This window comes from Terriglobus tenax, assembly GCF_025685395.1.
Lineage (GTDB): Bacteria > Acidobacteriota > Terriglobia > Terriglobales > Acidobacteriaceae > Terriglobus > Terriglobus tenax.
This window is the reverse complement of record NZ_JAGSYA010000004.1, coordinates 2,971,484-2,984,974: the sequence shown is the minus strand read 5'-3', so window position 1 is coordinate 2,984,974 and position 13,491 is coordinate 2,971,484. Positions and strand designations below refer to the sequence as shown.

The 13,491-nt window shown below is 60.9% G+C and carries 15 protein-coding genes; 13 read left to right on the top strand and 2 right to left on the bottom strand.

What is annotated here, in order from left to right:
• Nucleotides 1–3 precede the first annotated feature (3 nt).
• The 9 genes from hisG (at nucleotide 4) to OHL13_RS18315 (ending at nucleotide 7,339) form a co-directional block, all read left to right on the top strand.
• Entirely contained in the window at nucleotides 4–879 is an 876-nt protein-coding gene (gene hisG, locus OHL13_RS18355; protein ID WP_263411570.1) for an ATP phosphoribosyltransferase, read from the top strand.
• Nucleotides 880–2,142, top strand: a complete 1,263-nt coding sequence (hisD, locus tag OHL13_RS18350; RefSeq protein WP_263411569.1) for a histidinol dehydrogenase — start codon at nucleotides 880–882, stop codon at nucleotides 2,140–2,142. It begins immediately after the preceding gene.
• Nucleotides 2,139–3,257, top strand: a complete 1,119-nt coding sequence (gene hisC, locus OHL13_RS18345; protein WP_263411568.1) for a histidinol-phosphate transaminase — start codon at nucleotides 2,139–2,141, stop codon at nucleotides 3,255–3,257. Before hisD ends, hisC begins: the two co-directional genes overlap by 4 nt.
• Nucleotides 3,244–3,933, top strand: a complete 690-nt coding sequence (hisB, locus tag OHL13_RS18340) for an imidazoleglycerol-phosphate dehydratase HisB (RefSeq protein WP_263411567.1) — start codon at nucleotides 3,244–3,246, stop codon at nucleotides 3,931–3,933. Before hisC ends, hisB begins: the two co-directional genes overlap by 14 nt.
• Nucleotides 3,934–3,999: 66 nt before the next feature.
• Nucleotides 4,000–4,608: an imidazole glycerol phosphate synthase subunit HisH gene (gene hisH / locus OHL13_RS18335; RefSeq protein ID WP_263411566.1), complete on the top strand. Its 609-nt coding sequence runs from the start codon at nucleotides 4,000–4,002 to the stop codon at nucleotides 4,606–4,608.
• On the top strand, nucleotides 4,609–5,130 hold the full coding sequence (locus OHL13_RS18330) for a YcxB family protein (protein ID WP_263411565.1): 522 nt from the start codon (nucleotides 4,609–4,611) through the stop codon (nucleotides 5,128–5,130).
• Complete coding sequence (hisF, locus tag OHL13_RS18325) at nucleotides 5,124–5,903, top strand: imidazole glycerol phosphate synthase subunit HisF (RefSeq protein WP_263411564.1); 780 nt, start codon at nucleotides 5,124–5,126, stop codon at nucleotides 5,901–5,903. The genes OHL13_RS18330 and hisF overlap by 7 nt, the downstream gene beginning before the upstream one ends.
• Before the next feature lie 150 nt (nucleotides 5,904–6,053).
• Nucleotides 6,054–6,725 (top strand): 1-(5-phosphoribosyl)-5-[(5-phosphoribosylamino)methylideneamino]imidazole-4-carboxamide isomerase, encoded by a 672-nt coding sequence (locus OHL13_RS18320; protein WP_399256101.1) that lies wholly within the window; start codon nucleotides 6,054–6,056, stop codon nucleotides 6,723–6,725.
• A 65-nt stretch (nucleotides 6,726–6,790) separates the two neighbouring features.
• Nucleotides 6,791–7,339 carry a methylated-DNA--[protein]-cysteine S-methyltransferase gene (locus OHL13_RS18315; RefSeq protein WP_263411562.1) on the top strand — a complete coding sequence of 183 codons (549 nt, stop codon included), beginning with the start codon at nucleotides 6,791–6,793 and terminating at the stop codon, nucleotides 7,337–7,339.
• Between the two features lie 114 nt (nucleotides 7,340–7,453).
• On the opposite strand, the gene OHL13_RS18310 is transcribed toward OHL13_RS18315, so the two are convergent.
• Nucleotides 7,454–8,416, bottom strand: coding sequence for a VWA domain-containing protein (locus OHL13_RS18310; RefSeq protein WP_263411561.1), 963 nt, complete (start codon nucleotides 8,414–8,416; stop codon nucleotides 7,454–7,456).
• Between the two features lie 239 nt (nucleotides 8,417–8,655).
• On the opposite strand from OHL13_RS18310, the gene OHL13_RS18305 reads away from it, so the two are divergent.
• From OHL13_RS18305 to OHL13_RS18290, 4 genes are all read left to right on the top strand, one after another.
• A complete protein-coding gene (locus OHL13_RS18305) occupies nucleotides 8,656–9,930 on the top strand; it encodes a VWA domain-containing protein (protein WP_263411560.1) in 1,275 nt (424 codons plus the stop codon).
• Between the two features lie 139 nt (nucleotides 9,931–10,069).
• Nucleotides 10,070–10,984: an EamA family transporter gene (locus OHL13_RS18300; protein WP_263411559.1), complete on the top strand. Its 915-nt coding sequence runs from the start codon at nucleotides 10,070–10,072 to the stop codon at nucleotides 10,982–10,984.
• Nucleotides 10,985–11,047: 63 nt separating this feature from the next.
• Nucleotides 11,048–11,902, top strand: coding sequence for an isoprenyl transferase (locus OHL13_RS18295; protein ID WP_263411558.1), 855 nt, complete (start codon nucleotides 11,048–11,050; stop codon nucleotides 11,900–11,902).
• Between the two features lie 132 nt (nucleotides 11,903–12,034).
• The gene (locus tag OHL13_RS18290) at nucleotides 12,035–12,856 is read left to right on the top strand and encodes a phosphatidate cytidylyltransferase (RefSeq protein ID WP_263411557.1); all 822 of its coding nucleotides are present in this window, start codon (nucleotides 12,035–12,037) and stop codon (nucleotides 12,854–12,856) included.
• Nucleotides 12,857–12,973: 117 nt separating this feature from the next.
• On the opposite strand, the gene lptE is transcribed toward OHL13_RS18290, so the two are convergent.
• Nucleotides 12,974–13,489 (bottom strand): LPS assembly lipoprotein LptE, encoded by a 516-nt coding sequence (gene lptE / locus OHL13_RS18285; RefSeq protein ID WP_263411556.1) that lies wholly within the window; start codon nucleotides 13,487–13,489, stop codon nucleotides 12,974–12,976.
• Nucleotides 13,490–13,491: the final 2 nt, after the last annotated feature.

Sequence of the window (13,491 nt, the reverse complement as noted above, 5' to 3'; positions counted from 1 at the left end):
GTCATGGCGAAGAAACTGAAGCTCGGAATCCCCAAAGGCAGCCTGCAGGACGCCACCATCGCTCTGTTCCAGAAAGCCGGATGGGACATCTATCCCTCGGGCCGTTCGTACTTCCCCACCATCAACGACACCGAGATTGAGTGCATGCTCGTCCGCGCGCAGGAGATGGCCCGTTACGTCGAGCACGGCGCTCTGGACGCCGGTCTGACCGGCAATGACTGGATCCTCGAGAACCTGTCGGACGTCGAGCGCGTCACCTCGCTCACCTACTCCAAGCAGAGCCGCCAGAGGGTGAAGTGGGTGCTCGCCGTTCCTGAAGACTCCCCCTTCCAGAAGCCCGAAGACCTGGAAGGCAAGATCATCGCCACCGAACTCGTCGAGTACACCAAGCGTTACTTCGCCGAGAAGGGCATCAACGTCAAGGTGGAGTTCAGCTGGGGTGCGACCGAGGTAAAGCCGCCGACACTGGCCGACGCCATTGTCGAAGTGACCGAGACCGGCTCTTCGCTCCGCGCCAACCGCCTGCGCATCATTGAGACGTTAATGGAGAGCGAGACCCAGTTCATCGCCAACAAGAGCGCCTGGGCCGACGACTGGAAGCGCGAGAAGATCCAGAACATCTCGCTGATGCTGAATGGTGCGATGGCAGCGCACACGCAGGTGGGCCTGATGCTGAATGTATCGAGCGCCAACCTGCAGGCCGTGCTCGACGTACTGCCCGCGCTCAACTCGCCCACCATCTCGCAGCTCTCAAACTCGGACTGGGTCGCCGTCAACACCATCCTCGATGAGTCGACCGTGCGCGAAGTGATTCCCAAGCTGAAGGCCGCTGGCGGCACCGGCATCGTGGAGTATCCGCTGAGCAAGGTGGTCCTCTAAATGAAACTGATCCGCACCTTCGGCAAATCGGCAGCAGAGGCCACCTCGATGATCGAGCAGATCGCCGCGCGTGGCGCCACCTCCACGGCTACCGTTGCGCCTGCCGTCAAAAAGATCGTCGCCGACGTGAAGCGCAAGGGCGACAAAGCCCTGCGCGCCTACGCCGAGCAGTTTGACGGCCTCACGCCCGGGCAGGACATTCTCGTCGATCCCGCCGAGATGGAAGCCGCGTGGAACGCTCTGCCTAAGGCGCTGAAGGCCGCGATGAAAGAGGCCGCAGCCAACATCCACGCCTTTGCCGAGGCGCAAATGCCGGAGGACTGGATCATTGAGCCGGCCAGCGGCGTGCGCACCGGGCAGATCATTCGTCCGCTGGATGCCGTGGGTTGCTATGTTCCGGGGGGCCGCTATCCGCTGCCATCGACCGTGCTGATGACCACACTGCCCGCGCAGGTTGCGGGTGTGGAACGCATCGTCGTCTGCAGCCCCAACCCGGCGCAGGAGACGCTGGCCGCGGCGCACCTCTGCGGCGTGACCGAGTTCTATCGCGTGGGCGGAGCACAGGCCATCGCCATGCTTGCCTACGGCACAGAAAGCACTCCGCCGGTCACGCGCATCGTCGGACCGGGCAATCTGTACGTTACCGCAGCCAAGCAGCTTGTCTCGCAGGATTGCGGCATCGACATGCCCGCCGGGCCAACGGAGATCGTCGTCACCAGCGACCTCGGCGATCCGCTTGGCATCGCGACCGACCTGGTCGCACAGGCTGAGCATGACCCCGAGACGCTGGCCATCTTCATTACGACCAACGAGCCGCTGGGCAAAGAGGTATTGAAGCAGGTAAAGCTGCTGGCAAAGAAGAACAAGCTGGCCAAGCAGAGCCTGGAAGCGCGTGGCGCGATCTTTGTCTGCGAGCACCCGCGTGAAGCGCAGGCGCTGACCAACATGCTGGCGCCCGAACATCTGACGGTCGACCATCCGGACGATCTGCAATGGGTGCGCAATGCCGGCTCGGTCTTCATCGGTCCGCATTCGCCGCAGTCGATGGGCGACTACGTCTCCGGGCCGAACCATGTGCTGCCGACCGGACGCACCGGACGTTTGCGTGGCGGGCTGAGTGTGATGGACTTCCTGAAGCTGATCACCGTGCAGCAGTACACGGCCAAGGGACTGGCAAAGCTCGGGCCCCATGCCATTGCACTGGCTGAGGCCGAAGGTCTTGTCGGCCACGCGGAATCGGTCCGGGCGAGGTTAAATCCATGAGCGTAAAGCCGCGCAAAGCCATCGACCAGATGCCGGAGTATCACCCGCCGCTTGCGGGGCGTACGGCCCTTCGCCTGGACTTCAACGAAAACACCTTCGCGCCTTCGCCGAAGGTGCTGGAGCGCGTGCGTTCGCTCACGGCCGAGAGCTTCACCATCTATCCCGAGCGCGAACCCGTCGAGCGCAAGCTGGCCGCGCACCTTGGTCTGCAGCCGAATCAGGTGCTGCTGACCAACGCGGTCGATGAAGCCATTCACCTGGTGACCTTCACCTTCCTAAACGAGGGCGATGAAGCCGTGGTCGCTGTACCCAGCTTCTTCATGTACGACGTCAACGTGCTGGCCATGGGTGCGAAGCTCAACCGCATCCAGGCCGATGAAACACTGGCCTTCCCGTATGAGCGTTTCCTCGCGGCCATTACGGAGAAGACCAAGCTCGTCATCCTCTGCTCGCCCAACAACCCCACCGGCACCACGATCACCCGGGAACAGATCCGCACCATTGCCAACGCCGCTCCGCAGGCCGCTGTGCTGGTCGATGAAGCCTACTTCCACTTCTTCGGTGAGACCATTCTCGATGAGCTTGCCTCGCTGCCGAATGTCATCGTCGCGCGCACTTTCTCGAAGGCCTATGGGCTTGCGAACCTGCGTATCGGCGCTCTGCTGGCCTCAGCCGAGATGATCACGCATCTGCGCAAGGCAGCTTCGCCCTACAACGTGAATGGCGTAGCTCTGGCTGCGCTCGAAGCTTCGCTGGAAGACGACATTTACATCGAGTGGTACGCCGAGCAGATCAAGCACGGTATGCGGAAGATGGCCGCGGGTCTGGATGAGCTAGGCATTCCGCATTATCCGTCGCATGCGAACTTTATCCTGATGCGCATTGGGCCGCGCCACAAGCAGCTTGTTGCCGATGCTCGCGCGCACGGTGTGCTGCTGCGCGACCGCTCCAGCGACCCGGGCCTGCAAGGCTGCGTGCGCATCACCATCGGGCCCAATGATCACGTCGAGCGCGGCCTTGCAGCGCTGAAGCTCGCCATCCACGCCATGAACTGGACGCCGGAAGAAGCCGGCCTGAGCAAAGGAACCAGCGGAGACGAACATGAGTACGAGTAAAAAAAGACTGAAGAATGTAGTTAAGGAACCTGCGACTGCAGCTAAGACTGCAGCCCCGGCCCCCGTCGCAGCCCCCAAGCCCTTGAAGGCGCGCACCGCTACGATCAAGCGAATCACCACCGAGACGCAGATCGCTCTGAAGCTGAACATCGACGGCACTGGCATCTACAAGGTGACGACCGGCATCCGCTTCTTCGACCACATGCTGGAGCTGTTCACGCGCCACGGCGGTTTCGACCTGACGTTGACCTCGACTGGTGATCTGGACGTAGACCAGCACCACACCGTGGAAGACGTGGGTATCGCTCTGGGCGAGGCTTTTGACAAGGCGCTGGGCAACAAGAAGGGCATCCTGCGCGCGGGATACTTCGTCATGGCCATGGATGAAACGCTGGCCGTCGCCGCCGTCGATCTCTCGGGCCGCGTGGCCTACGTGGTCGACGACAAGGTGAAGACGCGCATCGTCGGCGACTTCCAGAGCGAGCTGCTCGCCGACTTCTTCGACGGCTTCGCACGTGGTGCTCGCGCCAACGTCCACGTTAAGACAATGTACGGCCGCAGCAACCATCACAAGATCGAGGCAATCTTCAAAGCGTTTGCACGCGCCCTGCGCGGAGCCTGCAGCCGCGATGAGCGCATGGCGGAGATTCTGCCGAGCACGAAGGGACTTCTGTAACCAGCTTCTAGCTGTTAGCTCCTAGCTTCTAGCTAGCGGCTAACAGCTAAGAGCTAGAGGCTAGCCATGATCGCAGTCATCGACTACAAAGCCGGAAACCTCACCAGCGTCGTCAAGGCGCTGAACTACCTTGGCGCGGAGACTGAGGTCACGCAGTCGCCCGACGTCGTGTGCAGCGCGAGCAAGATCGTTCTGCCCGGCGTTGGGCATTTCCAGGCGACGCAACTTCTGCACGATCTGCAACTCACCGAGGCCATCCGCGAGGCCGCAGCCAAGGGCACGCCCTTCCTCGGCATCTGCGTTGGCCTGCAGTGGTTGTATATGGGTTCTACTGAAGCGCCGTCGACCGATGGCCTGTGCCACTTCGGCGGGCAGTGCGAGCGCTTTCCGGAGAGCTTCCATGGCGAGCCGTTGAAGAGCCCGCACGTCGGCTGGAACTCGCTTGAGAACATCCGCCCGGACTCGCGCCTGTTGCGCGGTGTGGCCGAAGGGAGCTTCGTCTACTACACCCACTCCTGGCGCGCTCCGGTGAGTGAAGATACCGCCGCCACTACAACGTATGGCGGGCCCTTCACCGCAGTCGTAGAACGCGGCAATGTGATGGGCGTGCAGTTCCACCCGGAGAAGTCCGGCGAAACCGGCTTGCAGTTGTTGAAGAATTTTCTGGAGATATGAATGGCTTACGATTACCTCCTTACCTACGACGACTATCTTGCAGCCCAACGCGCTTACTACAGTCGGAAATGGACAAGCAGGCTCTTCTATATTTTTCTTATATGGATTTGCCCACTAGCTGGCTGTAGCCTAGTCTTTTTTGAGTTGTATCTATACATAGGTAATGAAGGTTTCGATCATTTCTACTTGATCCTCGGGTTTGTGTTTGGCATCGGCATGCCACTCACTCGCATCTATCAATTGCGCGGTTGCTGGAGATCAATGAATCCAACCGGCAACGCTATTCCAGCTGAACTCGAATGGAATGATGAACAAGTCGTTGTGAACGTCAAAGATAACCGCGATAACGGCGAAGAGCGCCTCCTTTGGCCTTCCATCTGTGGCCTGATCACTGACAGCAACATCACCTTATTATTCATTGAAAAGAAGCGCTTCATCTTCATTCCCAATCGTGCTCTTCCGCAAGAAGCATGGGATGATCTCCGAACACACTATGCAACATTAGGACGCAAGCAATGCTGACGAAACGCATCATCGCCTGCCTGGACGTTCGTGACGGACGCGTCGTCAAGGGCATTCAGTTTGTCGACATCATTGACGCCGGCGACCCGGCCGAACTGGCGCATCGCCACGCCGCCGCAGGCGCCGACGAGATCGTCCTGCTCGACATTACGGCAACGCACGAAGGCCGCGCCACGCTGATCGATACCGTGAAGCGCGCCGCGTCACAGCTCTTCATTCCGTTTACCGTTGGCGGCGGCATTCGCTCGGCATCGGAAGCTGAGGCTGTCTTCCTCGCCGGAGCCGATAAGGTCAGCATCAACTCCGCTGCTATCTCGCGGCCGGAGCTGATTGGCGAGATAGGTTCTGCCTTCGGAGCGCAGGCTGTAGTCGTTGCGATTGACGCGCGTCGCGCTGTTGATTCGTCTGACCCTGTGCGCAACGCCGAAGTCTACGTCGCCGGTGGACGTAAGCCGACGGGCCTGAAGGTGGTGGACTGGGCGCGCGAAGCCGAAGATCGCGGCGCAGGCGAGATCTTGTTGACCAGCATGGACTCTGACGGAATGCGCAAAGGCTTTGATTGCGAGCTCACCGCCGCTGTCTCGGAAGCCGTGCAGATTCCCGTCATCGCCAGCGGAGGCGCAGGCACCGCACAGCACTTTGCGGATGTATTCACCGCGGGCAAGGCCGATGCGGCGCTTGCGGCCAGCATCTTTCACTTCGGTGTGACTTCGAGCCGCGCGCTTAAGGAAGAGCTGGCGAAGAGTGGCATTCCGATGAGGTTGCCGTGCTGAAGGCGTCAGTACAAGAAGCAGATCCCTACGGGATGACAAACAAAAGAGCAAAAGCGAAAAGCGGATCCTTCGCGTTGCTCAGGATGACAAACAAGAAAAGCAACATCGACGAAAGGCAATCCTGTGGCACTTATCCCATCCATTGACCTGATGAACGGCAAGATCGTTCAACTCCGCCAGGGCGCGGAACTGAAGCTCAGCTTTGACGACTTCGACTACTGGATCGAGCGCTTCAGCAAATACCCGCTCGTCCAGCTCATCGACCTGGACGCCGCGCTGCGCAAGGGCGACAACAAGGCCCTGATCGCCGACATCGCCAGGCGCCTGCCTGTGCAGGTGGGCGGCGGCATCCGCACTGCGGAGGACGCCAAGGCGTTGCTGGATGGCGGAGCGAAGCGCGTCATCTTCGGCAGCTCGCTGTTCAACACGGAGCCGGATGCCAAGTCCGATGAGCTCATCCGCAAGGACTTCGCCGCGTCGCTGAAGAAAGACGTTGGCGAAGAGAACCTGGTCTTCTCTGTCGATACGAAGAACGGCAAGGTGGCCGTGCGCGGATGGCAGGCCAACGTGGACCTGACTCCGGAAGAGGCCATCACCTGGCTGGAAGATTACTGCTCCGCCTTCCTGTACACGCACGTGGACACGGAGGGCACCATGCAGGGCTTCCCCATCGACACGGCGGCGATTCTGCGGGCCACGACGACCAGGCAGTTGATCGTCGCCGGCGGCATCCGCTCCATGCAGGAGGTCGAAGACCTCGATGCCTTCGGCGTAGACGCCGTGGTCGGTATGGCTGTCTACTCGGGAGCGATGGACGCTTAACGACATTTGTCAGTTCTTAGTTGTCAGTAAAAACCGGGTGCCCACATCTCGATCGCATTCCTCGCATGAAAGAACTGCTCACCAGCACATTCGACACGCCGCTCGGCCCCATGGTTACCATGGCCGAGCGGCAGGGTCTTGTGCTGCTGGAGTTCGCCGACCGGCCTGCCCTGCCGGCGGAGAAGCATGAGTTGCAAACGCGTTATGGCTACGCCATTCTGCCAGGACGCACACCGCACCATGACCAGATAGAGCAGGAGCTGGCTGCGTACTTCGCCTGCACATTGCAGCAGTTCACCGTGCCGCTGGTCACACCGGGCAGCAGCTTCCAGATCCGCGTATGGAATGCCCTGCGGGCGGTGCCCTATGGCACCACCAGTACCTACGGAGAGCTTGCGGTGACGATTGGGGCGCAGCCCTCCGCCAGCCGCGCCATTGGCGGAGCCAACGGGCAGAACCGCATCGCCATCGTCGTCCCCTGCCACCGCGTGATTGGGGCGGATGGATCGCTGACCGGCTATGGCGGCGGCAAGCACCGCAAGGAGAAGCTGTTGCGGCTGGAGCGTGCGGCGAAGTTCGACGGACCACCTGCAGAACAGGTGTCCCTGTTCTAGGCGCGACCTCCGTATTTGTAATGACTCACGGACTTTGTCGCCGCCAAAACAAAAGCCCACCTCCGAGATGCAGAGATGGGCTTCTTCTAACGACAAATATCTAAGAACCAACAGCTAGTTGGTCGCGCCTTCATCCACGGCGTAGTAGCCGCGCCGCGCCTGCACCTTCAGGCCCTTTTCGCCGCAGGTGATCTCCTGCTTGCGGAAGGTGCCGTCCAGCTTGTTGTTGGTGGGGGTGTAGCTCATCAGGTACTGGGTGCGCAGCTCGTCGCTGATCTGCAGGAAGGCGTCCTTCAATTTTTTCCCGTTGGAGCCAACGTCGATCATGCGGCCACCGGTCTCTTCGGCCAGCTTCTTCATGTAGCCGCCACCACCACCGCCACCGATCATGATGCCGCCGTTGGAGTAAAAGCTGCGGTCCTCCACCAGGATGACGTAGACGATGGCGTTGGCCTTCTGGGCAGACTCGATGGAAGACTTCAGCGTCTCCTGGCTGCCCTGGTCCACGCCGTCCGTCAGTACGACGATAACCTTGCGGCCTGCCTCGGCTCGCAGCTTGTCGTGTGCAGCCAGGTAGACGGCGTCGTACAGCAGGGTTCCGCGGGGATTGCCTACCGGCACGGGGCCACCGCCGATTCCAGGAACACCGCCGGAAGAGGACGCCGTGTTTACCCGCGCCTTGTGAATCTGGCGATCCAGCTCGCGGGAGCTGCTGGTGTAGTCGGCCAGCAGGTCCACGTTCACGTCAAAGGTGATGAGGAAGGCCTCGTCCTTGGGGGTCAACATGCCCTTCAGGAACTCGGAGCCGGAGTCCTGCTCCATGGGGAGAACGCGCTCCATGCTGCCGGAGGTGTCCAGAAGGATGCCCACCGTCAGCGGGAGGTTCTTTTCCGTGGTGAAGTTCTTGATCTTCTGTTCGACGCCGTCCTCGCGGACGATACAGGCATCCTTGGTCAGGTCGGTGATGAAGCCGTTTTTGTCACGGACGGAGAAGTACGTATTCACCAGGTTGACGTTCACCCGCAGGGTCGGGGCGGCGTCCGTGGCCTCCTGCGCAGCGCTGGGGGCGGAGCTCATGGGCGGCGCTCCTCCGGGAGACGGGGCTTCCTGCGCCCAGGTTTGGGCGCATCCCAGGGCCAAAACTGCTGCAATACACCACTTTGCTCTCTGCATATCACCTTTTTAGACGCTTCCGGCTCCTGTTGGTGCACGGCATAGCAACCCCTATGGCCCGGCAGCGTCAAAATTGATAGAACGGTGACGCCGAATCACCGCACTGATAGTCTTCTATAGGTAGGAAAGCGAGGCAAGATCAAGTGAAACTGGGACTTATGGCAGGTGTCATGGCGGTTGCCCTGGCCGGGCAGCAGTCGACGCAGCAAACGGCACAGCAGCAGGCCATCCCGGATGCCCCTTCATCCGCACCCACTTCTATTTTTGATGGCGTGGCTCCCGGCAAGGGCGCCGTACCCGAAGCTCCGAAGCCGGCGAGCGGCAATCAGATTCCCCAGGCGGCAAAGCCCGCCGCTCCGCAGGACGATCCTGGCCCCGAGCCTGATCTGCCTGCCTCCGGTGAAGCTCCGGCGTATGTTATCCGCCAGCGCGTTAACTTCGTCGAAGTTCCCTTCACGGTGAAGGACAACAAGGGACAGCTGGTCTATGGACTGACCTGGCGCGATGTGCGCGTGTATGAGAACGGCGTGCGGCAGCAACCCCGCTTCTTCACGGTCGATCCGTTCCCGCTCTCCATCGCTCTGGTTATTGACCAGAGCCTGCCCTTCAACGTGATGTCGAAGGTGAATGATTCGCTGACGGCCATGCCCGGGGCGTTTACGCCGCAGGACGAAGTCGCCGTCTTCACTTACAACAACGGACCGAAGAAGCAGACGGACTTCACCGGCTCGCAGTCCGCCCGTCTGCCCGCGATCCTGGAGCGCAGCAAGTCCAAGGGCCGCGAGGTCACCCTGTACGACAACACCGGCCCGCTGTCGCAGACCACGACCATCAACGGCCGCCAGTTCGACCCCAATACCGCGCCTGTCCGGAACCAGAACAGCATGACGCTGACGATTCCGAAGGAACAGCACACCCTGAACGACGCGATCTTTGCCGCCGCCCAGGAACTGGCGACGCGTCCCAAGGGCCGCCGCCGCGTCATCTACGTCATCTCGGACGGCAAGGAATACGGTTCGCACGCCAAGTTTGCCGAGGTTCGCCGTTACCTGCAGGCCAACCAGATCTCGGTCTGGGGAACCCTGGTGGGCGACTCAGCCGCCTGGGGACTTGGCTGGGTGGACAAGTTCCACCTGCCCTTCATGATGCAGGACAACATTCTGCCGAAATACACCAACACAACCGGTGGAACCCTCTACTCGGAGTGGCGTCAGCGTGCCATTGAAGACAGCTTTGCCGAGATTGGCCGCACCATGCGCGCCCAGTACACGGTCGGCTATTACAGCAGCCAGCCTTTCATTGACGGCAAGTACCGCACCATCGATGTGCGTGTGCTTCGTCCAAACCTGAATATTCAGGCCAAGGAAGGCTATATCCCCAGCGCGCACGACGCTGTTTCGACACCGCGCACCCGCTAGTTGCAGCGCCCTGTTCTCCGGCTCTCAGGATGCTGATGAGAGCCGGGAACAGGGCCTTTGCGTTTAATTCCGCCGCACCGTACTGTTTTCTTTCGCATCTGTTTCTTCTGGAACAGAGAACTGAGCACGACCACCTTCAATGAACGCCCTTCTTCAATCCAATGCCGTGCTTGGCCTTCTGGCTGCCATCTTCTGGGGTGGCGGGGACTTCTGCGGCGGTATGGCCAGCAAGCACTCCGGCGGCACCGTTCCTGCCGCGCTGCGGGTTGTGTTGCTGTCGCACACCATCTCCATGACGGCGGTCTGCCTGATCGCCTGGGCGCTGGGCGATCCCATCCCCAGCACCACGGCCATCCTATGGGGCATGGTGGCGGGCGTGGCCAACGGCCTGGCGCTGGCCATCTTCTACGTCTCGCTGTCCAGTGGAGCCATGGGCGCAGCAGCCGCTATCAGCGGTCTGCTGGCGGCGGCGCTGCCGGCGATTATCTCCGCCTTTACCGAGGGCTCTTCCGGATGGCGGCGGTACCTTGGCTTCGCCATCGCGGCGCTGGCTATCTGGTTGATTGCAGGCACAGAGGGCGAGCATGAACTGGCGGAAGCGGCTCATGCCCACGCGAAGCGCACCACGTGGCTGGCGCTGGCCTCCGGCCTTGGCTTCGGCATCTTTTTTACGGCCATCAAGTATGCGGGAGAAGGCAGCACCGGTGTTCTGCTGCCCATGGCCACTACCCGTATCGGATCGCTGGCGACCTGCGCCATCACACTGGCGATTCTTTCTGCTGCAAGCCGCCGGGGTGAGCCGGCCAGCGAGCACGCACTGACCCGCAGGTCGGTCTACTGGATCCTGGGCGGATGCGTGGTCGATACCTCCGGCAACCTGTTCTATATTGCCGCCACGCAGCATGGCCGGCTGGATGTCGCCGCTGTGCTGGGATCGCTTTATCCCGCCTCCACCATTATTCTGGCCAGCCGCATCTTGAAAGAACGTACGACGGTCAGGCAGAATCTTGGCTTCGCTATCGCCGTCGCTGCTGCCGTTCTGATTACGCTGTAACCCGGCGTCAATTGCGACGAGCCGTCCGGCGTGCTACGGTCGAAGATGACGAGGTGACCTGTTTTGCCCCTTACTCAGCCCAGCCGTGTGCATGAACTCTCGCCCGAAGAGTTGGCGGTTTACCGCACGCTGGATCCTGCTCGCATTCCGGAGCACGTTGCCATCATCATGGACGGTAACGGTCGCTGGGCCGGCAAACGCCTTCTGAAGCGTTTCTTTGGCCACAAACAGGGCGCCGAATCCGTACAGTTTGCCGTGGAAACAGCCACGCGCATCAACCTGCCCTGGCTGACGCTTTACGCCTTCTCCATCGAGAACAACCTCCGCCGTCCCAAGTCGGAGGTCAACTTCCTGATGAAGCTGCTGAAGAGCTACCTGGTCAGCAATCTGAAGCGGATGAACGACAACAACGTCCGCATGAACTACATTGGCCGCCTGCACGAACTGCCCGCCGAAGTGCAGGAGACGATGCAGTGGGCACAGCAGCAGACCGCCAAAAACACCGGTACCACGCTGACGCTGGCGCTGAACTACGGCTCGCGGTCCGAGATTGTGGATAGCTGCCGAGCCGTCGTGCGCGAGGCCATTGCCGCCGGAAAGTCGCCGGAAGAGATCCTGGCCTCCATCAACGAAAACTCGATTGGTCCACGGCTGTACACGCACAACATGCCGGATCCGGACCTTCTGGTCCGCACTTCGGGCGAAATGCGTATCTCAAACTTTCTGCTGTGGCAGATCGCCTACTCGGAGATCTTCGTCACGCCTCGCCTGTGGCCGGACTTCCGTGGAGTCCACCTTCTGGAGGCCATTGCCGCCTACCAGGGCCGCGAGCGCCGCTATGGCGGCCTGAAGGACTCTACCACCGACGAAGAGGCCCTTCAGGGGACTGCCGCCGAGGCGGAAGCACTGGTGAAATAGGAAGAATTGAATAGCTAAACAGTTGAATAATAGAGACTTTTCTGGTTCAACCCTCCGACGGTCCAGTTATTCAACCATCTTCCCCTGCTTGCCCCCTGCCCCCCGTACCCTGTACCTTCCCATTAGCAAGCCATGCAGCGAATCCTTACAGCCACAGCCCTTATCCTTGCCGTCGCAGCCCTGCTGTGGTTCGGCAACCGCTATCCGTGGCTCCTGCTTCTGGCTGGCGCCCTGGTCGCTCTGCTGGCCGGGTTTGAGTACACCAGCCTGGTCAACCTGTCGGGCGCGAAGATTCCCCATTGGTGGACCGGCGTGGCCATTGCCGCCTTCTTTGCCGCGACCTTCTTTACGCCCAACCTGCAGTTGCCAGTGCTTACCCTGCTGGCCTTCTCGCTCTTCGTCATTTCCTTGTTTGCGGAGCCGACGGCCCGTGTTCTGAAAGACGCAGCCGCCGGAGCCTTCGGCCTGCTGTACATCGCCTGGCCGCTTTCGCTGCTGTACCTGCTCGGTTCCCAGTCCACCGGCCTGCTGATCTTCCTGTTTGTCTGCGTCTGGTCCGGCGATATTGCCGCGCTGTACATTGGCCGCGCCATGGGCGGCAAGAAGCTGGCGCCGTCGATCTCTCCGGGAAAGACCTGGTCGGGCTCCATCGCTTCAGTCATTGCTTCCGTGGTTCTTGGTCTGCTGCTCACGTGGCTGGGCCAGTGGCTGGCGGCACGCGGGCAGTCGATTCTGGATGTAGGCCTGCCGCTGACCTCGGTGCCGGTCTTCGCGGCCCTGATCAACGTTGCGGCCCAGATTGGCGACCTGCTGGAGTCGGCCATTAAGCGCGGCGCAGGCGTAAAAGACTCCGGCAACCTGCTGCCGGGGCACGGCGGCGTGCTGGACCGTATCGATGCCCTGCTGTTTGCCGCTCCGGTGCTGTACTACTCCCTGTTGTTGCAGTCGTTTTAGGTCCCATCTCCATCGCAGTCGGACGAGAGCTTTTCGTATGTCATCTCGACCGGAGTAGAACGCAGGTCGTTCTGCGAAGCGGAGAGATGACAAATTCCCCTAAACTGACACACCAGCCTAAAAGCTCTCAAGCATGTCGCTGACCAGAGACTGCGCGAAGTTGCGCGCCAGGCGCTGCACGGCCGGACTGTCTTCCTGGAGGAAGGCGCTCAGGTCCTGCGTGGACTGGTATTGTTCGCGAAAGCTGAAACCGTCGTTCTTGTACAGCACCCGGCCATCCGGCGCAGTGAGTGTCACCTTGGCCACGATCGTGATCAGGTAGCTGGAGGTCTGGCCGCTGGTGGAGTCATAGGTCAGCGGAGCGATGGTCTGCGAAACGATAGTGCCGGTCAGCAAAGCGTCGCTATTGCCGGGATTCTCGTCCGAGGTGACCACGTAGCGCGTGCGGTTATTCAACGCATGCACCACCGCCTGCGTGAACGCAACCTCGGTGTGATAGCTCTGCGTATGGTTCTTGAACATGGGCACCGCCAGCGTGCGTACACCGGCGGGAATATGCGTCGCCTGGCCCACACGGTGGTAGCCACAGCCCGTTACTGGCAGAAGAGCAAACAGAAAAAGAAACCGCTTCATCG